The sequence below is a fragment of the Allochromatium humboldtianum genome, from assembly GCF_013385175.1.
Lineage (GTDB): Bacteria > Pseudomonadota > Gammaproteobacteria > Chromatiales > Chromatiaceae > Thermochromatium > Thermochromatium humboldtianum.
This window is the reverse complement of record NZ_JABZEO010000004.1, coordinates 184,420-211,045: the sequence shown is the minus strand read 5'-3', so window position 1 is coordinate 211,045 and position 26,626 is coordinate 184,420. Positions and strand designations below refer to the sequence as shown.

Genomic DNA, 26,626 nt, shown 5'->3' with positions numbered 1-26,626 from the left:
TCTGAACGACGTCTTGGGCACGGAGCCAGCGGTCATGAAGGCGTCGGCCGGATCGGTCGAATGAACACTGTCGATCCAGGCCGCTCCAGGTATCCAAGACGTTCAATGCTGTCGTACCGAGAGGATTCGAGTCCGGCCCGTGCCGACGGGTCGCGTCTCGACCGGGCTCGGTGGTTGAAATCAAGGAGACACTGGTGCCGAACCAGCCGATGCCGTCGCTCGTCCACTGGATTCACGAGACCTGGAAGGAGATCGCCCTGGGCCTGTTCGCCGCCATGGCGATGCCTTGGCTGGGGTCGAATTCTCCATCGAGTTGGGTGTTGGCGGCCCTGGTCCTCGCACTGGCCGTCCTGATCGCCTGGCTCCAGCATCGCACTCAGACCGCCCGGATCGAGGCCGCCCGCGCCGAGATCCAGTCCAGGCTCGATCATCGGAGCCGACAGATGGCCGCGCTCGAACACGCCTTCGAGCGTCTGGGCATCGAACTCTTCCCCATCTTCGTGCGTCATATCGCGCATTCGCGCCAGCTCACCGAGGAGAGCATCACACACCTGACGCTCGCGTTCGGTGAGCTGGTCACGGATCTGGAGCGCGTGATCCAGACCACGGGCTCCGGCGACCGGGAGGATCGCGCCATCCTCGGTCAGTTCGAGGAGAGTCAGGCGACACTGACCGAGGTGATTGCGGACTTCGAGGCCATCCTGCATCGTGACTCGGCCATGACTGACCAGGTCGATCGGCTGGCCGGATTCGGCGAGCAGATGCGTCAGATGGCCCAGGACGTGCGCTCGGTGGCCGAACAGATCAACCTGCTGGCGCTCAACGCCGCCATCGAAGCGGCGCGCGCGGGCGAGCAGGGGCGCGGTTTCGCCGTGGTGGCCGATGAGGTGCGCAAACTGGCCGGCTCTTCGGCCAACACGGGCGCGAGCATCAGCGCCAAGGTCGAGGAGCTGGCGCGTTCACTGGCCGAGACCCAGTCGATGGTCAAGGCATCCATGCGCACGGCCGACGAGCTGGTCCGGGAGTCCGAGCACAAGGTCGAGGTGGTCATGAAGCGTCTGCGGCAGACCACCGAGTCGCTCAACGAGGACGCCCAGAGCCTGCGTGCACTCAGCGAGAACCTGCGCACGCGCATCGGCGCCTCCATGGTCGATCTACAGTTCCAGGATCGCACCAGCCAGATCCTCAGCCATGTCTGCGAGGGTCTGGACAGCCTGAGTGAGCGACTCAAGGTCACTTCCGGGCACGACCTGCACCAGCAGGAACGCGACATCCTGGAGATCGACGATCTGTTGGCGCACATGCTCGAATCCTACAGCACCATCGAGGAACGCGATCTGCATCTTGGCGTGGAGCAGCCACGCCAGAAGCCGGCGGCGGCCTCGGAATTGACATTCTTCTGAAACGGAGTCAGGCATGGCGAAGACGATCATGGTGGTCGACGATTCGGCCTCCTTTCGCAGTGTGGTGGGCATCGCGCTCAAGGGCGCCGGGTATGACGTGATCGAGGCGTGCGACGGGCGCGACGCGCTGGCCAAGCTCAACGGCGCCAAGATCCATCTCATCGTCAGCGACGTGAACATGCCCAACATGGACGGCATCACCCTGGTCGGCGAGGTCAAGAAGCTGCCCAACTACAGGTTCACGCCGATCCTGATGCTGACGACCGAGAGTCAGCCCGAGAAGAAGGAGGCCGCGCGCGCGGCCGGGGCCAAGGCCTGGCTGGTCAAGCCCTTCCAGCCGCCGATGCTGCTGGATGCCGTCTCCAAGCTGATCCTGCCATGAATCGCCGCCGCCACAGACTCACAGAGATGACGAGGTCAGGATGAACGCTCGATCAGAACGTCCGACCGATACCGAACCGCTGGTTCTCGATGGTGATCTGACCATCTATACCGTGGCCGAAACAGCGACGCGGCTGCGTCCGTATCTGGCCGAGCGGCGCCTGTACCTGGATCTGTCCGCCGTCAGCGAACTCGACGGCGCGGGCCTCCAGCTCCTGCTGTGGCTGCGCGAGACCCTGCACGCACGCGGCGGCGCCCTGCGGCTGGTCGCTCACAGCCCGGTGGTGGCCGAGGTGCTGGGCCTGCTCCAGCTCAGTGGCCGGTTCGATCTCGACTCCGCCGGCCCGGCGGCGGGAGAGGCCGCATGAGTCTCGACAGCGCACGTCAGGCCTTTCTGGCCGAGGTGGCCGAACTGCTGCAATCCATGGAGGATGCGCTGCTGGCCCTGGAGGACGACCCAGAGGACGCCGAGTCGCTCAACGCGGTCTTCCGGGCCATGCACACCATCAAGGGCACGGGCGGTGTGTTCGGCTATGACTCCATCGTCGACTTCACCCATACCGTCGAGACCCTGATGGATCGGGTGCGCTCGGGTCAGGTGCCCCTGACACGCCCGCTGATCGCCACGCTCTTCGAGTGCCGCGACCACACCGCGCGGCTGGTCGATACCATCGTCGCGGCTTCCACACCGGATGAGCCGCTCGATCCCGAGCTGGCGCGGGCCGGCGAGGCGCTCCTGGCCAGACTCGGGCACTCGGGCGGCGCCGGCGTGTCGCCGGAGTCCGCGTCCGGTTCCGCCGCCGATGCGAACGCCGCCTCGCCGTCGGCATCGGACACCAAGTATCTGCCCGTGGTCAGCGATCTCTGGATGATCACGCTCAGGTTCAAGCGCGACACCTTTCGCGACGGCATCGATCCGCTGTCCTTCCTGCGCTATCTGGGCTCGCTGGGCGAGCTGGTCCATGTGACGACCCAGCTCGATCCCGAGGCGCTGCGCGAGGACGGCTTCGATGCCGAGAGCTGTTATCTCGAGTTCGGCCTCGGCTTTCGCGGCGAGGTCGACAAGCCCACCATCGCCGGGGTCTTCGAGTTCGCCGATCAGGACTGCGAGATCCGGATCCTGGAGCCGGACACGGCTCAGTCGAAATACCTGGATCTGCTCGCCGCCGTGCCCGACGATCAGGTGGGCTGGATCGGCGACCTGCTGCTGCGCATCGGCGCACTGACCCAGGGTGAGCTCGACCGTGCCCTGGAGACCCAGGCGGCGGAGTCGAGCGACGTCGGTGAGGGAGAGAGCGAGACCCGCAAGCGTCGCGTCGGCGAGATCCTGGTCGAGCAGGGGTCGATCAAGCCCGCCGTGGTCGAGCAGGCCGCGCGCACCCAGGAGGCCGCACGCACCCGACGTCAGGAGGAGGCGCACTTCATCCGCGTCGACGCCCAGCGGCTCGGTCATCTGATCGACCTGATCGGCGAGCTGGTCACGAGCAGCGCCGCGATCCGTGTGCTGGTCAAGCGCGCCGGGGTCGAGGACATGAACGAGGTGATCGACGGCGTCGAGTATCTGGTCTCTGAGATCCGCGACAACGCGCTGCAACTGCGCATGGTGCCGATCGGCGACTCACTGTCGCGCTTCAAGCGCGTGGTGCGCGACACCTGCCGCGAACTCGGCAAGGAGATCGAACTGGTCATCACCGGTGGCGAGACCGAACTCGACAAGACCGTGGTCGAGAAGATGATCGACCCGCTGACCCATCTGATCCGCAATGCCGTCGACCACGGCATCGAGACGCCCGAGGTTCGGCGATCACGCGGCAAGCCGGCCCAGGGCCGGGTGCACATCAATGCCTATCACGACTCGGGGCACATCGTGGTCGAGATCGCCGACGACGGCGCCGGACTCGACGCCGAACGCATCCGCGCCAAGGCCGAGGCGGCGGGACTCGTCAAGCCGGATGACGTGCTGACGCGCGAGGAGACGCTGCGCCTGATCTTCGCGCCCGGACTTTCGACCAAGGAGCAGGCGACCAACCTCTCGGGGCGTGGCGTGGGCATGGACGTGGTGCGGCGCAACATCGAGGCGCTGCGCGGCACGGTCGAACTCGACAGCCGTCTGGGCGAGGGCACTCAGGTCACGATCGTGCTGCCCCTGACCCTGGCCATCATCGACGGCTTCCTGGTCGGCGCCGGGGCGGATCAGTATGTGATCCCGCTGTCGCAGGTCGCCGAATGCGTCGAGATGGGCGCGGCCAGTGGTGTGAAGCGCCACGGCGAGCATTACATCAATCTGCGCGGCGAGGTGCTGCCCTTCATCCGCCTGACCGAGTTGTTCGAGAACGCCGATCCGGAGCGGCGCGCCGGTCGGCGCGAGAGTCTGGTGGTGGTGCGTTTCGGTCATCACAAGATGGGGCTGGTGGTGGATACCTTGCTCGGTGAGTTGCAGACCGTCATCAAGCCGCTCGGCAAGGTCTTCGAGCGACTGCGGGGGGTGGCGGGCGCGACCATCCTGGGCACGGGCGACATCGCGCTCATCCTGGACGTAGCCGAGCTGGCCGCCATCGCCGAGGGGCAGCGTGCGGTCGCCGGCCGGCGTCTCGCCGGCGCCTGAGGCGGATTCGAACCAAGAAGACAGATCATCGATTCAATCGTATCGGGAGAAGATACATGTTTCGCTCCATGACGATGGCCAAAAAGCTCATCCTGGGTTTCACCGCGATCCTGACCCTGCTCGTGATCGTCGGCGTCCTGTCCTATTTCACCATCGAGGGGGCTTCCACAGGGTTCTCCGAGTATCGCCGGATGGCAATTCGCGCCAACCGCATGGGCGAGATGCAGGCCGCCATGCTCATGGGCCGCATGGAGGTCAAGGATTACATCCAGACCCACGCCGACCAGGATGTGAAACAATTCGAGCAATACCTGGCGACGACTGAAAGCATCCTCAAGGAACTGCAAGGCATCGTGCGCGACCCGGAGCGCAAGGCCAAGATCGACGCCTCGGCCACCAATATCGCGACCTATGGCAAGACCTTCGAGCAGGTCGTGACCCTGACGCGCGAGAGCGACCGACTCGACACCGAGGTGCTGGCCGTCAATGGCCTGGCGATCGAGCAGCGATTGACCCAGATCCTGGAGAGCGCCAACCAAGCCGCCGATACCGAAGCCGTGCTCCAATCGGCGCGCGGTCTGCGTAATCTGCTGCTGGCGCGCATCTATGTGCGCCGTTTCCTCGGTGACAATGCGCAGGCGGACGCCGATCGGGTCAACCAGGAATGGGCGCAACTCGACCAGCAGATGGGCGAGATGGAGGCCAGTCTCCAGGATCCGCAGCGGCGCGCCCTGCTCGCCGAGGTCATGCGACTCAAGGCCGACTACAAGAGCGCCTTCGACCGTGCGGTCAAGCTCATCGAGGAACGCAATCAGCTCATCAATGAGACGCTCAATGTCCTGGGGCCGCAATTCGCCGAAGACATCGACGCGATCAAACTCTCCTACAAGGGTGAACAGGACATCCTCGGACCCCAGGTCCAGGCGTCGAACGATCGCGGCATTCTCCTGATCTCGGTGCTGTCGCTGATCGCGCTCCTGTCCGGCATCCTGGTCGCCTGGCTCATCATCCGTGGCGTCATGGCCCAGTTGGGCAAGGATCCGGGCGTGATCGCCGATGTCACCAAGCAGGTCGCCGCCGGCAATCTCGCCATCGACTTCGATCAGACCAATCTGCGCGGCGTCTACAAGGATATGTACGGCATGGTCGAGCGGCTGCGTCAGATCGTCGGCGAGGTACGGGTCGGGGCCGACAATCTGTCCTCGGCCTCCAGCGAGGTCAGCTCCACGGCCCAGGCGCTCAGCCAGGGCGCGACCGAGCAGGCGGCGAGCGTGGAGGAGACCACGGCGAGCATCGAGCAGTTGAACGCCTCGGTGCAGCAGAACACCGAGAACGCGCGTGTCACCAACGGCATCGCCAAGAGCTCGGCGGAGGAAGCACGGCGCGGCGGCGAGGCGGTGGCGCGCACGGTGTCGGCGATGAAGGAGATCGCCAGCAAGATCGGACTGATCGAGGACATCGCCTACAAGACCAATCTGCTGGCGCTCAACGCGGCGATCGAGGCGGCGCGCGCCGGGGAGCACGGCAAGGGCTTCACGGTGGTGGCGGCGGAAGTGCGCAAGCTCGCGGAGAACAGCGGCGTGACGGCGCAGGAGATCAACCAGCTCGCTACCAGCAGCGTGGCCATTGCCGAGGAGGCCGGAAAGCTCCTGGAGCAGATGGTCCCCAACATCGTCAAGACCGCCGATCTGGTCGAGGAGATCACGGCGGCCTCGGGCGAGCAGGCGGCGGGCATCGGCCAGATCAACGAAGCCATGAGTCAGTTGGACAAGGCCACGCAGCAGAACGCCTCGTCCTCGGAAGAACTGGCGGCGACGGCCGAGGAACTCAGCGGTCAGGCCGGCCAGTTGCAGGAGACCATGTCCTTCTTCCGCACCGGAGCGGGCGGATCACGGACCAAGGTACGGTCGCGTACCCCGGCGCCCGTGGCGAGCCGTGCGCGCGAGGAGGAGGGCACGGTCGACCTCGAGGACTTCGACCACAAGGACTTCGAGCGCTTCTGAGGAGGTTCGCATGGGCGAGTTGGTATTGAGCAACCGAGCGAGTGCGGCCACTCACACCGAGACGAGCGACGAAGTCACCCAGTATCTGACCTTCGCCGTCTCCGACGAGCGTCTGGCCATGTCGATCGACGCGGTCAAGGAGATCATCGAGACCCCGGCCGTCACCCGCGTCCCCATGACCCCGGACTATATCCGTGGCGTGATCAATCTGCGCGGCAGCGTGGTGCCCGTGATCGATCTCGGGGCGCGTCTGGGACGCGGGCCGATCATCCTGACCAAACGCAGTTGCATCGTGCTGGTCGAGGTTCATGTCGGCGACGAGGCCCATGTGCTCGGGATGCTGGTCGACGAGGTCAAGAACATCCTGGAGATCGCGGCCGAGGACATCAAGCCGCCGCCCGAGTTCGGCTCCGAGATCCGCACCGACTTCATCGAGGCGATGGGGCGGGTCGACGACGTCTTCGTCATCATTCTCAGTGTCGATCATGTGCTCTCCATGCAGGAGCTGGCGGCGCTTCGTCGGCTCAGTCAGGAGACCGCCTCCGGGGGATCGGATGGGGAGTCTTGAAGGACCGCTCGCGCGGGATGAACCCCGCGCGGGCGCGATGCACCCACCGGACGTCGTGCCGCTCAAGGATCGCGAATTCGAGCGTTTCCGTCATTTCATCCACGAGCGGGCCGGCATCAGTCTGGCGCCGCACAAGCGCCAGATGGTCAGCGCGCGTCTCCAGAGACGGCTGCACCATCTGGGGCTGCACAGTTTCGATGCCTATCTCGATCATGTCTTCGAACCCGGCCAGGATCACGAGCGCCAGCATCTGGTCGACCTGCTGACGACCAACGAGACCTATTTCTACCGTGAGCCGGCCCATTTCGACTATCTGCGCGAACACGTCCTGCCGGCCTATCGCGGGCATGGCGTCCGTGTCTGGAGCGCGGCCTGCTCCACGGGCGAGGAGGTCTACACCCTGGCCATGGTGCTGAGCGACGCCCTGGGGCCGGGCGACTGGCGCATCCTCGGCACCGACATCAGTCAGCGGGTGCTGGAGCAGGCGCGCCAGGGCGTCTATCCGCTCGAACGCGCCAGACATCTGCCGCGCGTCTGGCTGGAACGCTACTGTCTCAAGGGCGTGCGCGCCCAGGCCGGCAATCTGCTGATCGACCCCAGGCTCAAGTCGCGCGTGAAGCTGGAACAGCACAATCTGCTGCAATCGCGCCGTGACGGCGAATCGTTCGACATCATCTTTCTGCGCAACGTGCTGATCTATTTCGACCCGCCGACCAAACAGCGCGTCATCGCCCGTCTGTTCGAGTCGCTGCGGCCCGGCGGTCTGCTCTTCATCAGTCATGTCGAGTCGTTGCATGGCATCGACACCCCGCTCGTCATGATTCGTCCCTCGATCTTCCAGCGCCCGAGCACGCGGCGAGGCACGCCATGAGTGCGGCGGCGAGCTCGGAAAAATCGATCAAGCGCCATCTGGTGCGGCCCGGCGAGCACGCGGTCAGCGACGAACCCATGGTCCTGACGACCCTGCTGGGTTCGTGCGTCGCGGTTTGTCTCTTCGATCCGGTGGCGCGCCTGATGGGCATGAATCACTTCCTGCTGCCGATGCGCAATCCGGCCAGCCGCGAGCCGGTACTGGCCACGGATGCCGGGCGCTATGGACTCTGGGCCATGGAGATCCTGGTCAACGAACTGCTCAAGCGCGGCGCCCGCCGCGAGCAGTTGCGCGCCAAGGCCTTCGGCGGCGCCAATGTCCTGCACGAAGCCACGGGCACGAGACCGGATCGCTTCAACATCGGCGCCTCCAACGTCGCCTTCGTGCGTCAGTTCCTGGAGCGTGACGGGATTCCCCTGGTCGCGCAGGATCTCGGCGGGTTGCATGGACGCCAGATCCATTTCTACGGCGGGGATTATTCGGTCTTCCTGCGTCGGATCCCGCGCGCCGGTGTCGAGCGCGTCCTGAGCGACGAGCAACGCTATCTGCAGAATGCCATCGCCGCCAAACAGCGTGGTGTTCCGGCCGATTTCTTCTGACGGTGCGGCGTTCCGACCGGCGGCATCATCTCCGGACGAACGCGATTGAACGGATGGTTCCAAGATGGCGGTGAAGGTCTTGATCGTGGACGACTCGGCGGTGGTGCGGCAGGTACTCACCGAACAGCTCTCGGGCATCGCCGGCATCGAGGTCATGGGGGCGGCGCGCGACCCGCTGTTCGCGCGCAAGCTGATGGAGAAGCAGTGGCCAGACGTCATCGTGCTCGACATCGAGATGCCGCGCATGGATGGTTTGACCTTCCTGCGTCAGCTCATGGCCGAACGTCCGACGCCGGTCATCATCTGCTCGACCCTGACCGAGCAGGGCGCCGAGATCACCATGCAGGCGATGAGCGCCGGAGCGGTCGACATCATCGCCAAGCCCAAGATCGGGCTACGCCAGTTCCTGGAGGACTCAAAGACCCTGCTCGGAGATGCGATCAAGGCCGCCGGTCATGCGCGCATGGATCACGTCTCGGCCGGCTCCCGCGCCAGGCCGGTGATGGCGCCGACCCAGAAACTCCCCGCCGACGCCGTGCTCGCCGAGCGCGCGGCGCCAATCGCCGGCATGACCGAGCGCGTGGTCGCCATCGGCACCTCGACCGGCGGCACCCAGGCGCTCGAATACGTGCTCACCCGACTGCCGCGCACCGCACCCGGTCTCGTCATCGTCCAGCACATGCCCGGACAGTTCACGGCCGCCTTTGCCGCGCGACTCGATCAGCTCTGTCAGATCGAGGTCCGCGAGGCGCGCAACGGCGATCGCGTCATCCCCGGACTGGCCCTGATCGCGCCAGGCACCGATCATCTGCTGTTGCGCCGCAGCGGTGCTCAGTACCGGGTCGAGGTCAAGGGCGGGCCGCTGGTCAGCCGGCATCGTCCCTCGGTCGACGTGCTCTTTCGCTCCACCGCCCAGGCGGCCGGTCCCAATGCCGTCGGCATCATCATGACCGGCATGGGCGACGATGGCGCGCGCGGCCTGCTGGAGATGCATCAGGCCGGCGCCCTGACCATCGCCCAGGACGAGCAGACCTGCGTCGTCTACGGCATGCCCAAGGAAGCGGTCAAGCTCGGCGGGGTGGATGCCGTGGTCGGGCTGCCGCGCATCCCCGAACTCGTCACCCAGGCCCCGACGCGCCTGGCCTACAAGCGTCTGCATGGGGCGTCCATGCCCGGATGATCGCCTCTCGCGTCAGACCTTGAAGTGACCCACCAGCTCCTGCAACTCGGCGGCCAGCCGCGCGAGCTGATCCGAGGCTTCGGTGGTCTGGAGCGCGGCCTGCGCATTGCCCTCGGCGGCGTCCGAGATGCGGGTGACGTTGCGGTTCATCTCCTCGGCCACCGCGCTCTGCTCCTCGGCCGAGCTGGCGACCTGGGTGTTGACGTCGTTGAGTGTGGTGACGGCGCTCATGATGGCGTCGAGCGACTGCTCGGCCTCCAGGGCGCGGGTGCGGCTGTCGTCGGCATGCTTGCGGCTGTCATCCATCACCGACACGGCCCGGCGGCTGGCCTGCTGGAGCCGCTCGATCATGGCCTGGATCTCCTGGGTCGAGGTCTGGGTCCGGTTGGCCAGTGAACGCACCTCGTCGGCGACCACGGCGAAACCCCGTCCGGCCTCGCCCGCGCGCGCGGCCTCGATCGCGGCATTGAGCGCCAGCAGATTGGTCTGCTCGGCCACGCCGCGGATCACGTCCAGGATCTTGCCGATCTCCTGGCTGTCCTGACCCAGATCGCGGATGACCTCGGAGGCGTTCTGGATCTCCTGGGCCAACTGCTCGATGCGCGACATGGTGCCATAGACCACGTCCTTGCCCGAGGTGGCGGCCCCGTGCGCGACCCGAGTGGTATCGGCGCCGTGCTGGGCGCTACGCGCGACCTCCTGGGCGGTGGCGCTCATCTCGTTCATGGCCGAGGCGAGCTGGTCGACCTCGTGGCGCTGCTGGGCGATGCCCATGTTGGTCTGCTCGGTGGCGCCGGCCAGATTGCGCGCCGCCTGGGCGAGCTGGCCGGTGGAGGCGAGGATGCGGGCGATCAGGTCGCGGAAGTTGTCCATCATGGCGTTGAACGCCAGGCTGGCACGCCCGATCTCATCGTTTCCATGGACCGGGAGGCGCCGATTCAGATCGCCGTCACCCTTGGCGATGCCGTCGAGTCCCTGGGTCATCTGCTGGAGCGGACGGGTGACGAAGCCACGGGTGAAGAAGTAGAGGAAGAGCAGGACCGGCAGGCTCAGGAGGGCGGCGATGACGAAGATCTTGATGGCGAACACATCGACCGCGCGATTCACGTCCTTGAGGTCGATCCGCATGCTGACGGCGCCGAGGACCGAGTCGCGCGGCGCGAGCGCATGGCAACTGGTGCAGTTCTTGCCGAGATAGTTCTCGCGGGCGAAGGCTGCCGTGACGGCGCGCAGTGTCTGACCGTCGTCTGAGAGTTCGAGATAGGGTTCGCCCGTCTCCAGGACGCGGCGCTCGATGTCGTCGCGCGGCTTTTCATGTTCGGTGCCGGGTCCGAACTGCTTGGAAACGTTCTCGCCGCGCAGCACGCGCAGATCCTGGACATTGGCCAGTTCGACGATCTGATCCAGGAAGGCGGCGCGCTGATTGATGGTGCCCGTGATCATCAGGGTGGTGAGCCCGGCCAGGGTCATCTCGTGCAGGGTGCTGGTGAAGGTCGTCGCCTGATCGATGGCCGTCTGGCGCTGCTCGTGCGCCGTCCAGAGGATGAGTCCGGTCCAGGCCGGGAGCAGGATGAGCCACATGGCCCCCACCAGGCGCACCCAGATCGGTAGATCGTTGATTCGTCGCATCACCATTCTCACTTATCGTTGTTCTCGTATCAGGAAATGTCCGGGTTGGACGCCGGAGGCCGTACCCGCTCGAACAGAATCCGGTTGTCCGGGCCGGCCTCGCCACGCCTGTGCGCGTAGAGATCCGGAACCTGGCTCCAGTCTAGTGCAGGAAAGCGTTCACCAGCCTCCCGGATCTTCTCACGCAGCAGGGCCTCGGATTTGTCGGCGACCATGTTGAGCCTGAGATCGCGCATACTGAAAATATCTCCTCGTCCTGGTATAAGCATCCACGCAAACCACTCACGGGCCAAGCGGCCCTCCATCGGCGACCGGCATCATGTCACTGGATCCAGATTGCCTGGCCCGGCTCAAACTGCGGCAGGCGCCATTCGATACCCTCACCAGCGAGGATTTTCTCTACAGCGACCCCTTGCTGGAAAGTCTGGTCGAGACCGCGGCGCGGGCGATCGGGGCGCCGGGGGCGGTCGTCGTCCTGGCCGGGCCGGACGGTTCGGGACGCAGTGTCCAGTTGATGCGGCTGCTCGGTGCGCTCGACGGACAGTATGAACTGATCGCCTTCCGCAGTCGGCCCAACATCCCCTTCGATGCCGTCGACGTCACCATTCGCGCCCATCTGCGCAACGGCGGATTCGACAATCCTAACCGCTCCGTGGCCGATCTGCTGGCCGAACGCGCGCGCTCTCAGGCGCGGCTGGTGCTGGCGATCGACGACGCGCATCTGCTCGGCGGCGAGGGGCTGGTCAAGCTGGTGCGTCTGCGCGCGACCGTCCTGGAGGCGGGCGGGCAGGGGGTGCGGCTGATCCTGGTGGGCGATCCGTCCCTGAGTCGCGGGCGTCTGCCCTTGCCCGACCTGCTCGACGACTCGCAGGTGGTGCGCCTGAATCTGCGGCCCTTCAACCTCGAACAGGCGGGGGCCTATCTGCGTCATCGCCTGCGGGTCGCGGGCCTGGAGGATCCAGACAGCCTGCTGAGCCGGGGCGACATCGCAGTGCTGCAGGGCAGCGCCAAGGGATTGCCGGCGGCGCTCAATGCCCAGGCCAATGCCTGGCTGGCGCGTCGCTGCAAGAGTCTGGACGGGGGGCTGAGAACCTCGCTGGGCGGACGCTCGGGCACAGCGAGCGCGGCGGCGGGCGTGATACCGGCGCCGATCAGTGCCGAACCCCAGCGTACCCCTGAACCGCGACCCGAGCCCGATCCGCTGGACGAACGCCTGGAGGCGTCCGAGGAATTCCTGGATCTCGAGCCCGACACCTACGAGCCATCCGCACCATCCGCGCCGCCGCCGCCCAGAGATCCTCAACTTTCGGATTTCCTGGTCGGCGGTGAGGTACCCACGGCCCTGGCCCAGAGCGAGTTTGAGCAGATCCTCCAGCGCGTGCGTCAGCATCAGCCCTGGGAGACCGCCGCCGAGCCCGAACCCAAGGCCGCCACACGCGAGGAGATCAAGGCCACGGCGCCCAAGCTCAGGACGCCGTACTGGAACCGTCCCTGGTTCATCCCGGTCATCCTGGTCTTCGTACTCGCGGCCATCGCCGCCCCCGTGGTCTGGCAGCTCGTGATGGACGCCAAGCCGTCGACGTCGCTGCTGGAGCGATCCAAGCCGGTCTCTCAGGCGCCGGTCGATCGACCCGAGGCGCCCGAACCCGAATCGCAACCTGTCGCTCCCGAGACGGCTTCCGCACCGGCTCAGCCGGAAACGACGCCTGAGGCGGCTGCAGAAGGCGCTCCCGTTGCCGGTGTGGCCGAGCCGGATGACGGCGTCTCAGAGTCCCCCGACGTCCCGAGCGATGCGAGGCCGCCGGCCGAGCCGGCGCCCGGTTCCGAGGCGCCGCGTGACGAATGGGCCGAGGATCTCGCCTGGCTGATGCGCCAGGATCCGGAACGCTTCACCATCCAGCTCGTGGCGGCGCGCGATCTCCAGACAGCGCGCGGCGTGCTCGACCCGCAGGCCCTGGAAGGCGTGCGCTATGTCCAGACACGCTCCTATGTGATCGCCGTGCTCGGCAGCTTCCCGAGCCGCACCCAGGCGGCACGTGAACTGCCCGGCCTGCCCGCGCCCGTGCGTGACAATGGTCCCTGGATCCGCACCATCGGCTCGATCCGCGACAGTCTGCCCTGACGAACCGATACGTGGTTCACGGAATCGGCCTTTTGCCATCCACTTTCGGCGTGCGTATCGACTAGACTACTAGGGGAAACCCCTGGATCGAGGTCGCCTTCAGTTGGAGATCCATTCACTCATCCGGTCTTCGCCCACCTCGCCGATGCGTCGATTCGACGATGCACGCGAAACGCCTGTGCCCGGCGCCCAGGAAGCGGGCGCGGGCGCGCGTGGCGAACCGGTCGAGGATCCGCGCGCCATCGAGGAAACGAGCGAGATCGAGGCCGAGCGCGCGACCGGGGAGGAAGACCCGACGGCCGCCAAGGCCGTGAATGGCGAGTCCCTCTCGGACGAAGACCTGCGTGTCGTCGAGCAGCTCAAGCAACGCGATACCGAGGTCCGCGCCCATGAGTTGGCGCATGTCGCCGCCGGCGGCGGCCATGTGACCAGTGGTCCGAGTTATTCCTACCAGACAGGTCCGGACGGCAAACGCTATGCCATCGGCGGCGAGGTCGGGATCGACACCTCGATGAAATCGGGCGATCCGGAAGGCAATCTCGAAAAGGCGCGCGCCATCATTCGCGCCGCCATGGCGCCGGCCGAACCCTCGTCTCAGGACGTGCGCGTCGCCGCTTCGGCCCAAGCGATGCAATCACGAGCGCAGCAGGAGATCCGGGAGCGTCAGATCAAGGAGTACGAGCAGGTGATGAGTGCCGGTGCGACCGATCGTGCCTCGACGCCCACTGAAGCGACGGGCGCCGGAACCACACCGCCGGCAGGCGACGAGGACTCGGATTCAGCGACACAGCCGAGTCAGGGCATGTCGGGCGGACAGGCACGTCTGGCACAGAGCATTGCATCCCTGTTTTCCACGCCGGTCGAGATGGGTTTGAGCCAACTGGCCTGAGCTGGAGCGGACAGGCAGACGACGAACTCTGATTAGGCCGTGAGATTGATGTTGCGGCCGATATGATCGGGTAGTGCCCGTGCCGAAGACGCGGTTTCGGTGACGCTCTGAATCATCTGCTCGGCCGAATCGGCCTGCATCTCGTTGGCCTTGTTCAGCATGGCGAGACTGGCGCTGGTATCGGTCTTGTTGCTGGAGGGCGTATAGGCATAACCGGCTAGGCCCGATGTGGAGGAGATATCCATCGCTTGAACCTCGTGCTGTTTGAGTGTCCATCCTGGATTTCGGTGACTCGAATGCACCCGAAATGGATGGGACGTCAATGACATGATAGAACAGATCCTTGGCGCTGTTTGCGATTCACGCCTCATTTCGAGCATTGGATGCTCAAGGTTCGGGTCGGGTTCCCCCGAACGTCGGCGGTGTTTAGGCTCAAGTTTCGTGTCCGAGCGTCGTTAACCTGAGTGCATCCCGCAGGAGATGGACGCCATGTCACTCGACCCAAGCCTCTCTTCGAGCACTTCGAGCGAACCTCGCGCCGAGGTGCGCCGTCTCGACTCCAGCGCTCTGGTGAGCGGTTTCCTGCCGGCGTTTCGGCATCTCGAAACCGGCGAGATCCGGCTGTGCCGACTCGAGGATGGGCGTATCTCCAGACGTCATCTGCTCGACTCGCTCCCCGACGACTGGATCCTCGAACGCGATGCCGGCGGACGTCCGGCCACGCTGGTGAGTCAAGTCGAACCTGGATTCCTGCGTGGCATCCAATTCTGGACGCTGCAAAATCTGGCGAATCCGAGGCTCGACGGATGATCGGGCGCGCACCGGACCCTGATGTGCGCGACAACACATGAAGTGAATGGCGGACCGACGATGAACAATAACGAAAAACGTCAGCATCCGCGCCTTCCAGTCGAGGTCGAGGTCGAGCTGTATCGTTCCGATCGATCCATGTGTCTGGTGTGGACCGATGACCTGAGCAATGGCGGCGTGTCGCTGACCATGAACGGTCATGGTGATTGGCCGCCGATCGGCGCCAGGGTGCAGATACGGGTCTCGGGTCCACTCGGCGGAGACGATGAACCGCCCCTGGTCGATGCCATCGTGGTGCGACACACCGAGGCGGGGATCGCCGTCCGCTTCGACGAGCCGCCGACACGCGAATGACATCGACACGAGACTCCAGGTGAGGCGAATTTCAGCGAGGTCAAGGCGATGTTAGTGACAGCCGCTTCCAATGCCACGCTCGCGCTGTCCACGACCCGGACCGCGAACCGAGCCGACGCGACGCGCAACGACGAGGTGCGTGTCACGACACCGGCCCCGGCGCCGATACCAAGTCGTGTCAGCCAGACCGAGTCCGGCTCCGAGACACTGAGCCTCTCGCAGCAGATCAGAGAACAGTTGGAGCAGGATCCGGATTATCAGATCCTGCGCCGCGCCTTTGCGCTCGATGTCGATGAGTCGAAGGCGGTGAGACAGGGACGGGCCACTGAAACGGCGTCCAGTGACCAGCTCGATGCATCGTCCGTCCAGTCCGCCTCCTTGAGCGAATCGTTCGAACTCCAGGCCGTCGCCACCCAACGCCTGGAGATCTCCGTGCGCGCGGGTGAGGCGGCATTCATGGCGTCGATGGCCGGCACGAACGCTCAGCGACTCGAGCTCAACATCAGTGCCGCAGAAGGCGTGCAGGTCCAGACCGCCGATCCGCTGGTGCTCGATCTCGGCGGGCAGGGCATCACGACCACGGGTGTCGCCGCCGGTGTCGACTTCGATCTCAACGGCGATGGCCGGCTCGAACGCATGAGCACGGTGACTGGAGACTCCTGGTTCCTGGCGCTCGACTGGAACGCCAATGGCCGAATCGACGATGGTCGCGAGCTCTTCGGCGATCAGAACGGCGCCGAGCACGGATTCGCCGAGCTGGCGCGTCACGACACCAATGGCGATGCGCGTATCGACGCCCAGGACGGGGTCTTCGAGCATCTGCGGCTGGTGCAGTTGGGAGCCGGCGGCTCGCAGACCAGTCGCACGCTCGACGAGGCCGGGGTAACAGCGATCGAGCTGGGGAATCGGAACGTCCATCGGGCCATCGATGCCTACGACCACGTGGCCCAGACCGGGCACTTCGTCCACGCAGACGGTCGCCGAGGCGAAGCGGCCGACGTGATGCTCGGCTATCACGATCTGGCGTGAGTCCACCCCGACCCTGCACCTGTATCATGCCGCTCCGTAAAAACGACGAACGGGTCGTCGGGGCATGTCGGAAGGCGTCTCGATGCTGCTAGACTAGACTTCAGTGTCGTCTGATCCCTTTGTCCAAGGAATCCACCCGTTATGCAGCAGACACCCGAGACGTTGGAGGCGTTTTCGATCCTGGCCGAGATCGAACTGACGCGCGATCTCAGCGAAGAGGACCGAGGTCGGCTCGCCGAGCAGTGCCGAATCGAGGAACATTCGCTCAAGCACCGTATGCGGCTGACCGAACAGAAACCGGATCGACTCTTCCTGGTCGATGGTCATGTCGCGCGTCTCGAGAATGGCGTCATCGAGCGCCACCAGGCGTTTCAGGGACTCAGTGAGCCGATCGACCTCATGGGCGAGACCCTGGCGCCCGATGCCTGTCTCGTGACCGAAACCCCCTGTCTGTTCCTGCGGATTCCAGCCGCCGCGCTCGACGCTGTGCTCGCCGGCGGCACCGAGGTCAGCGACATCGAGCTCGATCCGGCCGAGGGCGAGTTCCTGGCCGAACTCTATCATCTGATCAACAACAACCAGCTCGTGCTGCCGGCGCGCCCCGAAGTGGCGCTCAAGATCCAGGAGATGACCAATGATCCGGACGCCGGCATCGACGCCCTGACCGAGATCATCCAGCGCGACGGCACCATCGCCGGCGCTCTGCTGCACGCGACCAACAGCCCGCTGTTCCGCGCCGCCAAGGAGATCAAGACCATTCGCGAGGCGGTGCTGCGTCTGGGGTTCCGCAACACCCGGATGCTGGCCGTGAATCTGGCCCTGCGTCAGGCCTTCCGCGCCAAGAACGAAGTCACACGCGCGGCGATGCAGGAGTCCTGGACCGAGAGCGTGCTCTGTTCGGCCTACGGCTACGTGATTGCCGAGATCACGCATCGTCTCGACCGTGAGCGCGCGCTACTCGCCGGACTCGTGGCCGGGATCGGCGCCGTACCCATCATCCAGTTCATCGAGACGCGCGGGCAGGGGAAGACGCTTGCTCAGGTTCAGTCGCTCGTCTCCAAGCTGGCGAGCATCACGGGCGTGCTGGTGATCAACTACTGGGGGCTGGGCGACGACCTGGTGACGGTCGCCGAGCACTATGGCGAATGGGACTACCGAGCCGCAGAGCCGGACTATGCGAGCATCGCCATCGTGGCACGCTGGGCGGCGCTGCAGAGCGAGGGCCGTGAGGTTCCGGATGCCGGTGCGGTGCCGGCGTTCGCGGTGCTGGGCCTGACGCCGCCGGCGGCGGGCGAGCCGATCGCCGAGCTGGCCGGCAGCGAGCGGATGCTCGACAACCTGAAGTCCATGTTCAATCTGTGACGGATCGCGTCACTGTAGGCGTGTTGGGAGAGTGTGCGGCGTGTCCGTAACCATCGAGAGCCTGGTCAAGGGAACTGGGCGATTACTGGCGATCCCGCGCGTGGTCGGCGAAGTGCTGCGTCTCCTGGACGATCCGGACAGCCGCCAATCCGAGATTGCCCGGCATCTGGAGCAGGATCCGGCCTTGGTCGCCATCCTGCTGCGGCTGGCCAACAGCCCGGCCTTCGCGCCCGCGCGCACGGTCGATTCGGTCGAGCGCGCCATCATGCTGCTGGGGCGCGAGCATCTGCGCCGACTGGTGATCGCGGGCGCCGTCACCCAGGCGGCGGACCATCTGCCGAACCAGGACATGCTGCCGCTCGAAATCTTCTGGCGCCACTCGTCCTATTGCGCCGTCATCGCGCGCCTGCTGGCCGAACAGAGCGCGCCCCGTCTGGCCGGATCGGTCTTCCTAGGCGGCTTGCTGCACGATCTAGGGCAGCTCCTGCTCTTCACCCAGGAGCCCCAGGCCGAGCATCAGGCGTTCCTGAACTCGCTGGGTGAGCTCGATACTCTGTCGCCGGTAGAGGCCGAGCGCGCTGTGCTCGGTTTCGATCACGCCCAGCTTGGCGGCGCCCTGGCCGAGCACTGGGGTCTGCCCGAGAGCCTGGTGGCCTGCATCCGCTATCACCACGATCCGCTCGCCGCACCCGAGGGGCACGCGCTCGCCGTGTCCCTGGTGCATGTGGCCAACAGCATCGCCCATCTGGCCGAGTTCGACTCCAGGGATCTGCACGACGCCCCGCCGATCGAGCCCGAGATCCTGGCGCGTCTGAACTTGCACAACGATCAACTCATGGAGTTGGTCGAGCAGGCGCAGTACCAGATCCTTGCCGTCGAGGCGTTGCGCAATCCCAAGCTGGCCGAGTAGGGCGGTCGTCCGACCCGGACCTCAGAACAGCGGCCCCCAGTAGACCCCGAACAGCAGCACCGCCGAGGCTGAGACAGTGATGAGGATGTTGTCGTCGATGGGACCGAATTCATAGCGCTCGACCACGGTGGCGACCACCGCTGAGATCAGTCCCCACACCGGGATCGCCGGTTGCGCCATGCTGCCGATGATCCATCCCATGGGCGCGCTGACGATCAGCATGAAGACACTGCCGATCGGACTCTTGGAGCGCTTGCGGATGAAAGCATTGCGCACGATTCCGGTCACGCCGTCGCCGAAGGCCATGTAGAGCGAGGGCAGGATCGCCAGCCAGGGATCATCCAGAATCCACCACAGCGCCGCGACCGAGGTGGACCACATGAGCGCGAACTTGACGTCGTTGCGGTTGTCGTCGGTCTGGAACCAGTAGAACCGCATCCCGGTGGCATGGGCCAGGTTGGTCAGGAGCGTCAGCAGCAACCCGCTGATCAGCGGAAACCAGGGATCGACGAACACCAGCGGCACGGCCAAGGAACCGACCCCGCCGGCCAGCATGTGCACGATCTTGCGGTTGTAGTAGACGGCCCGGATCGGCTCCAGGCCGCGCCGGACCATGGCCTGATAGGGCAGTCGCGTCAGGACGAGCACCGCCAGGACATAGAGGCTCAGTACGGCGGCCCAGTAGAGCTGAGAGTGGAACTGCGGGTCGAGGGTCATGCGGATCGTCTCCCGGTCGAGCGTGAGGCGAACATTTTGCCAAAAGCCACAGCGAACTGCCCTCAAGCAAAAGGGGTTAGGCTTTTAAACCTAACCCCTTGTCTCATATGGTACCGAGGGCCGGACTCGAACCGGCATGGGGTCGCCCCCGTCAGATTTTGAGTCTGATGCGTCTACCAATTTCGCCACCCCGGCAACGCGGACGCGGATTATAACCAATTCGGGCCGTAAATGGGAGGGATCTCTATCGGTTGCATCGAACCTGCGACGACAACGTCGTTCAGCGTTCGTCGAATCCAGCCAGCTTGTAGAGGCGTTTTGCCTCGTCCAGATCCTGCTCCACGCCGTGTCCCTGCTCGTACATCATGGCCAGCGTGGTCAAGGAGCCGATCAGTCCTTGGTCGGCGGCCCTCCTGAACCATTCGACCGCCTTGGCGGGATTTTTGTCGGTGCATTCGCCTTCCATGTACATGAAGGCCAAGCCATGTTGCGCGAGACCGAGCCCGGCCTTGGCCGCGCTCTTCATATAGCTGTAGGCCATGAGCGGATTGGGGAGCATACCTAGGCCATTCTGGGCCATGATGGCCACGCGGTACTGCGCCTCGACGTTGCCTTGCTCGGCCAACGGGGCGAGCAGCCCCACGGCGCGTGAGAATTGCTTGGACTCGAAGGCGGCGATACCGCTCACCAAGTCCATGTCGAGTGTATTGGGTTCGTCGCTCATGGGACACTGCACCTCATTCAGGGCCGACAGTAAGCGTGCATCTATCGCACATCACATGCCGGATCGGGTAGTAGATAGGCCCTTGATCTTTGGACCGCGCCGCGCGTCGAAGAAGTAAGAGTCAGATCTGTCCATCGGGTTTCATGGATCCGATCTGAAAGCTCTCCGTCGACCTCGGCCAAGGGCTTGTCGGTCAGGCGCGGCGTTACGAGAGTACTGTTGGCCGTAGAAGCGGGAGGAGGCACGACAGGCCACACATCAGGTAGCATGAGACCAATCCCCTGGAAGACGAAAACCGCGGGATCCTCACTACTATGACTGACCCAACCCACCCAAGGAGTATCCATGAAGATTGAAACCCTGGCCATCCACGCTGGTTTTGAGCCCGACCCAACCACCAAATCGGTAGCCACACCCATCTATCAGACTACCAGCTATGCCTTCGACGACACCCAACATGGCGCGGATCTGTTCGATCTCAAGGTCGCGGGCAACATCTACACCCGCATCATGAACCCGACCAGCGACGTGCTCGAAAAGCGCGTGGCAGCCCTGGAGGGCGGCGTCGGCGCCCTGGCATTGGCTTCGGGCATGGCCGCTGTGACCAATGCGGTCCTGACCCTGGCCCAAGCGGGGGACAATATCATCGCGGTGTCGACACTCTATGGCGGCACCTACAATCTCTTTGCGCATACTCTGCCGCGCCTGGGCATCCAAGTCCGTTTCGCCGCACCCAACGACATCGAAGGCATGGCAGCCCAGATCGATGCACGTACCAAGGCCGTCTTCTGCGAGTCCATCGGCAATCCTGCCGGAAACGTCGCCGATATCGCGCCGATAGCCGACATGGCTCATGCGCATGGTTTGCCATTGATCGTCGACAACACGGTGCCCACGCCCTATCTGTGCCGACCGTTCGAACATGGCGCCGACATCGTGGTCCACGCGCTCACCAAGTATATGGGCGGACATGGAACCACCATCGGCGGCGCCTTGGTCGACTCTGGACGTTTTCCCTGGTCCGAACACGCAGAGCGGTTTCCGCTGCTCAACGAGCCGGATATTTCTTATCACGGCGTAGTCTATACCGAGACGATGGGGGAGGCGGCCTATATCGCGCGCGCGCGCGTCGTACCGTTGCGCAACATGGGTGCGGCCATCTCGCCGTTCAACAGTTTCCTGATCCTGCAGGGCATCGAGACGCTTCCGGTACGCATGGACCGGCATTGCGAAAACGCCATCGCTGTCGCCAGCTATCTTGAGGAACATCCCAAGGTGGCTTGGGTGCGTTATGCAGGACTGCCGGACAGTCCGGATTATCCGCTGATTCAGAAGTACATGGATGGCGCGAAGGCGAGTTCCATTCTGTCGTTCGGCATCAAGGGCGGACGCGAAGTCGGGGGGTGTTTCATCGATGCGCTCAAGCTCGCCGTGCGATTGGTCAATATCGGCGATGCCAAGACATTGGCCTGTCATCCGGCTACGACCACGCATCGCCAGTTGTCGCCTGAGGAGCTGGCGCGCGCCGGAGTCTCTGAGGATCTGATCCGGCTATCGATCGGCATTGAGCACATCGACGACATCATTGCGGATTTGGATCAAGCGCTCGCGGCGGCGGGTTGAGACGCGCAGCTTCAAGTAGGAGGTTAAGGAGGAGTGGAACGGGAATGGAATCCCGACGTCAATTCGTCTCAATATCTAACTTTACATAATATACATTATCCGAAATCACTGAGACGCCTGAATCGGCCGCCACGCCAGACGTGGCGCGGGTTCGCGCGTCATCCAAGACCACCAAGGCGCGCGTCAACTTGGCGGTCGATCCGGCGTTGTGCGTCAAGTTGTCATCGGCGTCCGACTGGTCGGAGTCCGAGCTTCGCGCCGAAGGCTTCGCGGCCAACCCAACGACCTTGGGCGCGTTGCAGTTGGCCTGCCGGTTCACCGATGCCGAAGCGGCCGCCGCCTGTTGCGTGTCGCTACGCACCTGGCAGCGCTGGCGAGCCACCGGCCAACCCGATCCAACCGCCGTCCGGCTCCTGGCCGTCCTCGCCGGCTTCGTGCCCTGGGTCGGATGGGATGGCTGGGAGGTCCACAACGGCTATCTGTTCCCGCCCGGCTATCGCCGCGGCGGCATCCCGCCGGGCGAGTTCTTCGCCCTGGTCTTCTACCGCCAGCAGGTCAGCGAGTACCAGCGGCTCAATGCCCAGCTGAGGGCCAAGCTCGCGGCCCTGGAAGCCCAACAGACCCCGTCCGCCCCGGCTGTCGATCCGGCGATCCGCTCCCAGCTCCAGGCTCTGGCCGTCCAGGTCCAGTCCCTCGGCGGCGAGCTGGCCGCGCTCGGGGCACGTCTGGAGGGGGCCGCCCATGGCTGAGCGCGTCCGCGTCGTCTCGGATTCGGCGGGCGGCGAAGCCGTCCCGCCTGGGCTTGTCTCTTTCTCAACAAGTGACACGGCCCCGGAAACACGGGGCCTCCAGGCCGATGGCCCGCATCAGGTGGTCATCGATTCGCACCTCGGGCGGCTGCGCCGGATGCGCTCGGCGGTGCTCACAGCCGCCAACCTGATCCAGGAGCGGCTTGGGTCCAGCGGGCGGCGCTGGAAAGCGGCCATGCTCCATCTGACCTATCGCGACGAAGACGAATTCAGCCCCGATCAGATGTCGGCGTTGATGAAGCACATTCGGCACTGGGGCAAGCGGCGCGATCTCCCGGCCCTGCCCTATGTCTGGGTGCTCGAACGCGGCTCCCGGCGCGGGCGGCTGCATTACCACGTCCTGATCTGGCTGCCCCTGGGCGTGACCCTGCCCAAGCCCGACAAACAAGGCTGGTGGCCCTGGGGCCATACCAAGTGGCAGTGGGCGCGCGAGCCGGTCGGCTATCTGGCCAAGTACGCCTCGAAAGGCTCCACCAAGGATGGCGTTCAGGTCTCGTTCCCCAAGGGTTCCCGCAGTCATGGCAAGGGCGGCTTGACCACGGTCGAGCGTTCCAAGTGTGCGTGGTGGCGGGCGCCGAAGTGGGTCAAGGACGCTTGGCCCGACTGGCAAGACGAACCCCGACCAGCGCCGGGCGGCGGCTGGGTCTCGCGCGTGCTCGGCGACTGGCTGCCCTCCCCCTGGCGGCTGGTCGGCTTCAACCTCGGGCGGCCCGTGGTGCAGTGGGTCGCCGATTCTCCCTGTCCCTATGCTCTGGAGCTTCCAGCATGAAAACGAAGACCGTCATCCAAGAGTACGAAGTTCGTTGGACCTTGCACGGCGAACCGCCCCAAGGCTTACCGCGTGTCCTGGCCTCGGAACTGATCGAGGCCCCGGCGACGGCCGGCGCGCGCCCTGGCGAACTGTGGCGACTCTATCAACGGACCCTCCGGGAGCTTCCGCGCGGTTATTCGCTCTGCTGGAATCGGCATGAACCACCGCCCAAGCGTTGGAGTCAGGAGGCACGCGCCAAGGCTCGCCGTGCTGCCTTGCAGCGTCGCGCCCATGCCCGTTATCCGCTGTTCGCCGATCAGGTCATCGAGCGCGAATTGGCCGATCGGCCCGACTACTACGCTGGCGTCAAGGACACGGCCTTTCAGGAAGAAGCCGACCGCCAGACGGAGCGCTTGTATCAGGCCCTGCGCGAGGGTCGCTTGGGGTTGCAAGTGTTCCGTCCTTGGTGGTCGGTCGAGGTGGCGGCATGAATCGCCCAACGAAGCGCCCGTGTGGCGTTGTCGGTCGGCTGCTACTGCCCGGCCTGTGCCTTGACTGTCGTCGGTGTCCCGATGCCCCGCGCGGGCGCCTGCTTCCGGCCGGTTTTTCCAAGCCAACCCCGCCAACAGACTCCAGGGGGACGTCATGAAGCGCGTGGGCTTCTGCATCGGCAACGAGCGTCAAGAGTTCCTGAGTCTGGTCGAGGAGCCGCGTCCAGGGGTTCAGGTCAACGCCTGGTCGCGCACTCCCGCCCTGGCCCTGGTCTATCCGCGTCGGCATCTGGCCGAACGCATGGCCCACCAACTGGAGCGCTCCGGGCTGGTGGTGGTGCCGCTCTATGACGCGGGCGATCAGTGGCACGTCTTCTGGCCCTGTGAGGTCGAGCCATGAACCGCGCTCTCGATGCCCTGGCGATCCGTGCCGCCAAGGCCCTGGGCCTTGATCCCTGCGTGGTCGTCGCCTGGGTCGCCTGGGCGCTCTGCTGGCGTCCAGAGGTCCGGGCGGTCCGGCGCGAAATCCTGCGCCGGGTCGTCACAGTGACCGAAAAGCACGGGAAGCGTGAGGATCACGTTACCGCATAACGTCACAGTGACGCTATTTCCTGTTGCTGCAACGTCAATCCAGGGCACCGGGCAACCCTTCCGCCTTGAAAGCCCCTATCTCGTTTCAGCCGCTCGCGTCCCCGCCGACCTGCTCGACAGTGAACGGGCGTGATGTGGTTGCGGTTACTGCCGTGGCCAGTATGGCGGCCCAAAAGACGCCCCTTTGGATTCGCCCGAAAGGGATTTCGGGCGAATGGCACGCCCCCTCAACCGTGTGGGCTTTCTTCGTATGACAGGACGTCATGAGCCGCGCGGCACGCCGTTTTATGGGCACTGTGACGGTTATCGCGGCGTCTCCTCGGTCGCCATCCCCTCGGGGATCGATTCGCGGATCTCTGCGCCGCTCTGTCCCTTCATGTGTCGTCCTGCAACCGTTGATGCCTTGCCTTCTGAAAGTGCGAGCCTACGGCGAGCATCAATCCATGCTCCGGGGGCCTCGGGGCTTTGGTTCTCTCTTGATTGATTGGTAGTTGCATATCAGACCGCGACCCCGAAAAGACCGCCCATTGAGTGAGTGAATGCGCCGCATCCGAGCCAGCATCATGGGGTGCGGGGCCCCATGATGCTGGGCGGGGCGGCGTCAGGGTTCGGCGTCCTGGCTCCCCGTCAATACCTCCGGGATTGGCAGGCGTTCCCTGGGCGCTATGAAGTGGCGGAGCAAGTTGTTTCCAGGGATGAACGCCTGTTCCATGCCGCACGCCCGGCAATACCCGTCGATCACCTCAATGATGGCCGCCTTGTTCAACTCGGGCAGCTTCATAGCCCGCTCCAAGGTCTGCTTGAGGATGGCGTCCTGGTTCATCTTCTCCACGTCCATCAGCAGCGAATCCGGCGAGCACCCCAAGGCGTCCATCAGCTTGTACAGCGTCGACAGCTTCGGGTCGCCCTCGTCCTGTTCGAGCTTCGAGATATGGCCCACCTTGATTCCGGTTTTCTCGGATAGCTGAAACTGACTCCAACCCTTGTCTTGGCGCATGCGCCGGACGTTCTTTCCAAAGGACATGGTATGCCTTCTCCGTTGATGCTTGTCACTCTCTAGGGCAAGCATACGCCCGAAAAATGACCCTGCGCTATTGTCACGCCTTGCAGAGTCATATAGATTTCCCCTGTAGGGTCATTGACAGGGGTTGTCTAGGGCCATGGGCCAACCGGCATATACATTATCCGAAATTTAGCAGACATCTAAATCCAGCGATTCAGAGCCTGCGCTATTCAGGGGCATTTGGAGCGTTCAGATATTCGAGCAGACCGAACAGCACCGTGCGTACCGCTTGGACACGCACGGCCTCGCGATCGCCAGCGAAACAATCACGGCGCGTCACCGATCTGTTCCCCATTTGCCCCCAGGCGAACCAAACGGTTCCGACCGGCTTTTCGGGTGAGCCGCCGCCCGGTCCGGCGATGCCGCTGACGGCCAGCGCGACCTCGGCCTGGCTATGGGCCAGCGCGCCCGTGACCATGGCCCGCACCACGGGCGCGCTCACCGCACCATGAACTTCGATCAGCCCGGCGTCGACGCCGAGCATCTGCTGCTTGGCCGCATTGCTATAGGTGACGAACCCGCGATCGAACCAGTCGCTGCTGCCGGCGATGTCGGTGATCGTCTTGGCGACCCAACCGCCGGTGCAGGACTCGGCCGTCGCCAGCCGCCGGCCGCGTTCTCGCAGACACTCGCCCACGCGCGCCGCGAGCCGGGTGAGTTCATGGGGTGAAACCGAATGCGGGGCAGGATGATCTATCGTCATGGGAGACGATCTTCGCCGAAGGCGACGGACCGGACAAGCGTCGGCGTTGGAAAAAACCGTCTGAAAACCGCACTATTACACTTTCAAGGCCGGCAGAGCGGCCGACACCCCAATCTCAGACGATCCGAACCAACCGACGAGACGACCCAAGAGACCATGAGCGACCTGGAGATCCGTTGCGAACACAAGCCCTCCCCCGCCAAACTGGACGTGATGGGCGTTTATGACTGGCCGATCTGGAAGAAGGAACCCTCGACCTTCCCCTGGCGCTATGACCAGACCGAAACCTGTTACGTGCTGCGCGGCCGTTTTCGCGTGACACCCGAGGGCGGCGAGCCGCAAGCGTTCGGGCGCGGCGATCTCATCACCTTCCCGGCCGGACTCGCCTGCACCTGGGAGATCATCGAGGCGGTCGAAAAACACTACGACTTCGCGTAGG

At 64.8% G+C, this 26,626-nt stretch carries 30 protein-coding genes and 1 tRNA gene; 23 read left to right on the top strand and 8 right to left on the bottom strand.

All coding sequences use genetic code 11. The features are described 5' to 3' along the window. The first annotated feature begins 170 nt into the window (after nucleotides 1-170). From HW932_RS07750 to HW932_RS07710, 9 genes are all read left to right on the top strand, one after another. Entirely contained in the window at nucleotides 171-1,403 is a 1,233-nt protein-coding gene (locus HW932_RS07750; protein ID WP_343046980.1) for a methyl-accepting chemotaxis protein, read from the top strand. Between the two features lie 13 nt (nucleotides 1,404-1,416). Continuing rightward, nucleotides 1,417-1,785: a response regulator gene (locus HW932_RS07745; RefSeq protein ID WP_176975916.1), complete on the top strand. Its 369-nt coding sequence runs from the start codon at nucleotides 1,417-1,419 to the stop codon at nucleotides 1,783-1,785. A gap of 40 nt (nucleotides 1,786-1,825) precedes the next feature. Beyond that, nucleotides 1,826-2,152, top strand: a complete 327-nt coding sequence (locus HW932_RS07740) for an STAS domain-containing protein (RefSeq protein WP_176975915.1) — start codon at nucleotides 1,826-1,828, stop codon at nucleotides 2,150-2,152. After that, the gene (locus tag HW932_RS07735; protein ID WP_176975914.1) at nucleotides 2,149-4,389 is read left to right on the top strand and encodes a chemotaxis protein CheA; all 2,241 of its coding nucleotides are present in this window, start codon (nucleotides 2,149-2,151) and stop codon (nucleotides 4,387-4,389) included. The genes HW932_RS07740 and HW932_RS07735 overlap by 4 nt, the downstream gene beginning before the upstream one ends. Nucleotides 4,390-4,445: 56 nt before the next feature. Continuing rightward, nucleotides 4,446-6,392, top strand: a complete 1,947-nt coding sequence (locus tag HW932_RS07730; RefSeq protein WP_176975913.1) for a HAMP domain-containing methyl-accepting chemotaxis protein — start codon at nucleotides 4,446-4,448, stop codon at nucleotides 6,390-6,392. Between the two features lie 10 nt (nucleotides 6,393-6,402). Further along, complete coding sequence (locus HW932_RS07725) at nucleotides 6,403-6,960, top strand: chemotaxis protein CheW (protein ID WP_176975912.1); 558 nt, start codon at nucleotides 6,403-6,405, stop codon at nucleotides 6,958-6,960. Nucleotides 6,961-6,997: 37 nt separating this feature from the next. Beyond that, nucleotides 6,998-7,831, top strand: a complete 834-nt coding sequence (locus HW932_RS07720) for a CheR family methyltransferase (protein WP_246296713.1) — start codon at nucleotides 6,998-7,000, stop codon at nucleotides 7,829-7,831. Continuing rightward, nucleotides 7,828-8,430, top strand: coding sequence for a chemotaxis protein CheD (locus HW932_RS07715; RefSeq protein ID WP_176975910.1), 603 nt, complete (start codon nucleotides 7,828-7,830; stop codon nucleotides 8,428-8,430). Before HW932_RS07720 ends, HW932_RS07715 begins: the two co-directional genes overlap by 4 nt. Before the next feature lie 64 nt (nucleotides 8,431-8,494). Beyond that, nucleotides 8,495-9,610 (top strand): protein-glutamate methylesterase/protein-glutamine glutaminase, encoded by a 1,116-nt coding sequence (locus tag HW932_RS07710; protein ID WP_176975909.1) that lies wholly within the window; start codon nucleotides 8,495-8,497, stop codon nucleotides 9,608-9,610. 12 nt (nucleotides 9,611-9,622) lie between these two features. Here HW932_RS07710 and HW932_RS07705 read toward each other — a convergent pair whose 3' ends face one another. After that, a complete protein-coding gene (locus HW932_RS07705; protein ID WP_176975908.1) occupies nucleotides 9,623-11,239 on the bottom strand; it encodes a methyl-accepting chemotaxis protein in 1,617 nt (538 codons plus the stop codon). Nucleotides 11,240-11,268: 29 nt separating this feature from the next. Next, nucleotides 11,269-11,475 (bottom strand): hypothetical protein, encoded by a 207-nt coding sequence (locus tag HW932_RS07700; RefSeq protein ID WP_176975907.1) that lies wholly within the window; start codon nucleotides 11,473-11,475, stop codon nucleotides 11,269-11,271. Between the two features lie 83 nt (nucleotides 11,476-11,558). On the opposite strand from HW932_RS07700, the gene HW932_RS07695 reads away from it, so the two are divergent. Both HW932_RS07695 and HW932_RS07690 read left to right on the top strand, forming a co-directional pair. Beyond that, the gene (locus tag HW932_RS07695) at nucleotides 11,559-13,361 is read left to right on the top strand and encodes an AAA family ATPase (RefSeq protein WP_176975906.1); all 1,803 of its coding nucleotides are present in this window, start codon (nucleotides 11,559-11,561) and stop codon (nucleotides 13,359-13,361) included. A gap of 103 nt (nucleotides 13,362-13,464) precedes the next feature. Continuing rightward, nucleotides 13,465-14,250 carry a putative metalloprotease CJM1_0395 family protein gene (locus HW932_RS07690; protein WP_222932271.1) on the top strand — a complete coding sequence of 262 codons (786 nt, stop codon included), beginning with the start codon at nucleotides 13,465-13,467 and terminating at the stop codon, nucleotides 14,248-14,250. A 32-nt stretch (nucleotides 14,251-14,282) separates the two neighbouring features. Here HW932_RS07690 and HW932_RS07685 read toward each other — a convergent pair whose 3' ends face one another. Further along, nucleotides 14,283-14,495, bottom strand: coding sequence for a YjfB family protein (locus HW932_RS07685; RefSeq protein WP_176975905.1), 213 nt, complete (start codon nucleotides 14,493-14,495; stop codon nucleotides 14,283-14,285). A gap of 244 nt (nucleotides 14,496-14,739) precedes the next feature. Between HW932_RS07685 and HW932_RS07680 the strand changes: the two genes are divergently transcribed. The 5 genes from HW932_RS07680 to HW932_RS07660 all read left to right on the top strand — a co-directional run bounded on the left by HW932_RS07680 (nucleotide 14,740) and on the right by HW932_RS07660 (nucleotide 18,715). Next, nucleotides 14,740-15,060, top strand: coding sequence for a hypothetical protein (locus tag HW932_RS07680; protein ID WP_176975904.1), 321 nt, complete (start codon nucleotides 14,740-14,742; stop codon nucleotides 15,058-15,060). Nucleotides 15,061-15,120: 60 nt separating this feature from the next. Beyond that, a complete protein-coding gene (locus HW932_RS07675) occupies nucleotides 15,121-15,414 on the top strand; it encodes a PilZ domain-containing protein (RefSeq protein WP_176975903.1) in 294 nt (97 codons plus the stop codon). A gap of 48 nt (nucleotides 15,415-15,462) precedes the next feature. Continuing rightward, nucleotides 15,463-16,443: a hypothetical protein gene (locus tag HW932_RS07670; RefSeq protein WP_176975902.1), complete on the top strand. Its 981-nt coding sequence runs from the start codon at nucleotides 15,463-15,465 to the stop codon at nucleotides 16,441-16,443. A 141-nt stretch (nucleotides 16,444-16,584) separates the two neighbouring features. Continuing rightward, the gene (locus HW932_RS07665; RefSeq protein ID WP_176975901.1) at nucleotides 16,585-17,805 is read left to right on the top strand and encodes an HDOD domain-containing protein; all 1,221 of its coding nucleotides are present in this window, start codon (nucleotides 16,585-16,587) and stop codon (nucleotides 17,803-17,805) included. A 40-nt stretch (nucleotides 17,806-17,845) separates the two neighbouring features. Then, nucleotides 17,846-18,715, top strand: a complete 870-nt coding sequence (locus HW932_RS07660) for an HDOD domain-containing protein (RefSeq protein WP_176975900.1) — start codon at nucleotides 17,846-17,848, stop codon at nucleotides 18,713-18,715. Nucleotides 18,716-18,736: 21 nt separating this feature from the next. Here the strand turns inward: HW932_RS07660 and HW932_RS07655 are convergent, their stop codons facing one another. The 3 genes from HW932_RS07655 to HW932_RS07645 all read right to left on the bottom strand — a co-directional run bounded on the left by HW932_RS07655 (nucleotide 18,737) and on the right by HW932_RS07645 (nucleotide 20,156). Further along, nucleotides 18,737-19,432, bottom strand: a complete 696-nt coding sequence (locus HW932_RS07655) for a hypothetical protein (protein WP_176975899.1) — start codon at nucleotides 19,430-19,432, stop codon at nucleotides 18,737-18,739. 108 nt (nucleotides 19,433-19,540) lie between these two features. Then, nucleotides 19,541-19,627, bottom strand: a tRNA-Leu gene (locus HW932_RS07650). An 85-nt stretch (nucleotides 19,628-19,712) separates the two neighbouring features. Continuing rightward, nucleotides 19,713-20,156, bottom strand: coding sequence for a tetratricopeptide repeat protein (locus HW932_RS07645; RefSeq protein ID WP_176975898.1), 444 nt, complete (start codon nucleotides 20,154-20,156; stop codon nucleotides 19,713-19,715). 345 nt (nucleotides 20,157-20,501) lie between these two features. On the opposite strand from HW932_RS07645, the gene HW932_RS07640 reads away from it, so the two are divergent. From HW932_RS07640 to HW932_RS07615, 6 genes are all read left to right on the top strand, one after another. Next, nucleotides 20,502-21,779, top strand: coding sequence for an O-acetylhomoserine aminocarboxypropyltransferase/cysteine synthase family protein (locus HW932_RS07640; protein ID WP_176975897.1), 1,278 nt, complete (start codon nucleotides 20,502-20,504; stop codon nucleotides 21,777-21,779). A 140-nt stretch (nucleotides 21,780-21,919) separates the two neighbouring features. After that, nucleotides 21,920-22,528 carry a hypothetical protein gene (locus HW932_RS07635; protein ID WP_176975896.1) on the top strand — a complete coding sequence of 203 codons (609 nt, stop codon included), beginning with the start codon at nucleotides 21,920-21,922 and terminating at the stop codon, nucleotides 22,526-22,528. Further along, the gene (locus tag HW932_RS07630; RefSeq protein WP_176975895.1) at nucleotides 22,521-23,357 is read left to right on the top strand and encodes a rolling circle replication-associated protein; all 837 of its coding nucleotides are present in this window, start codon (nucleotides 22,521-22,523) and stop codon (nucleotides 23,355-23,357) included. The genes HW932_RS07635 and HW932_RS07630 overlap by 8 nt, the downstream gene beginning before the upstream one ends. Beyond that, nucleotides 23,354-23,830, top strand: a complete 477-nt coding sequence (locus tag HW932_RS07625; protein ID WP_176975894.1) for a hypothetical protein — start codon at nucleotides 23,354-23,356, stop codon at nucleotides 23,828-23,830. The genes HW932_RS07630 and HW932_RS07625 overlap by 4 nt, the downstream gene beginning before the upstream one ends. A gap of 154 nt (nucleotides 23,831-23,984) precedes the next feature. Beyond that, on the top strand, nucleotides 23,985-24,230 hold the full coding sequence (locus HW932_RS07620) for a hypothetical protein (RefSeq protein ID WP_176975893.1): 246 nt from the start codon (nucleotides 23,985-23,987) through the stop codon (nucleotides 24,228-24,230). Further along, on the top strand, nucleotides 24,227-24,421 hold the full coding sequence (locus HW932_RS07615; RefSeq protein WP_176975892.1) for a hypothetical protein: 195 nt from the start codon (nucleotides 24,227-24,229) through the stop codon (nucleotides 24,419-24,421). The genes HW932_RS07620 and HW932_RS07615 overlap by 4 nt, the downstream gene beginning before the upstream one ends. Before the next feature lie 601 nt (nucleotides 24,422-25,022). On the opposite strand, the gene HW932_RS07610 is transcribed toward HW932_RS07615, so the two are convergent. Together HW932_RS07610 and pncC are read right to left on the bottom strand one after the other, a co-directional pair. Continuing rightward, on the bottom strand, nucleotides 25,023-25,445 hold the full coding sequence (locus HW932_RS07610) for a helix-turn-helix domain-containing protein (protein WP_176975891.1): 423 nt from the start codon (nucleotides 25,443-25,445) through the stop codon (nucleotides 25,023-25,025). Nucleotides 25,446-25,650: 205 nt separating this feature from the next. Then, nucleotides 25,651-26,187: a nicotinamide-nucleotide amidase gene (gene pncC, locus HW932_RS07605; protein WP_176975890.1), complete on the bottom strand. Its 537-nt coding sequence runs from the start codon at nucleotides 26,185-26,187 to the stop codon at nucleotides 25,651-25,653. Nucleotides 26,188-26,343: 156 nt separating this feature from the next. Here pncC and HW932_RS07600 point away from each other — a divergent pair, with 156 nt between their 5' ends. Further along, the gene (locus tag HW932_RS07600; RefSeq protein WP_176975889.1) at nucleotides 26,344-26,625 is read left to right on the top strand and encodes a cupin domain-containing protein; all 282 of its coding nucleotides are present in this window, start codon (nucleotides 26,344-26,346) and stop codon (nucleotides 26,623-26,625) included. Nucleotide 26,626 lies beyond the last annotated feature (1 nt).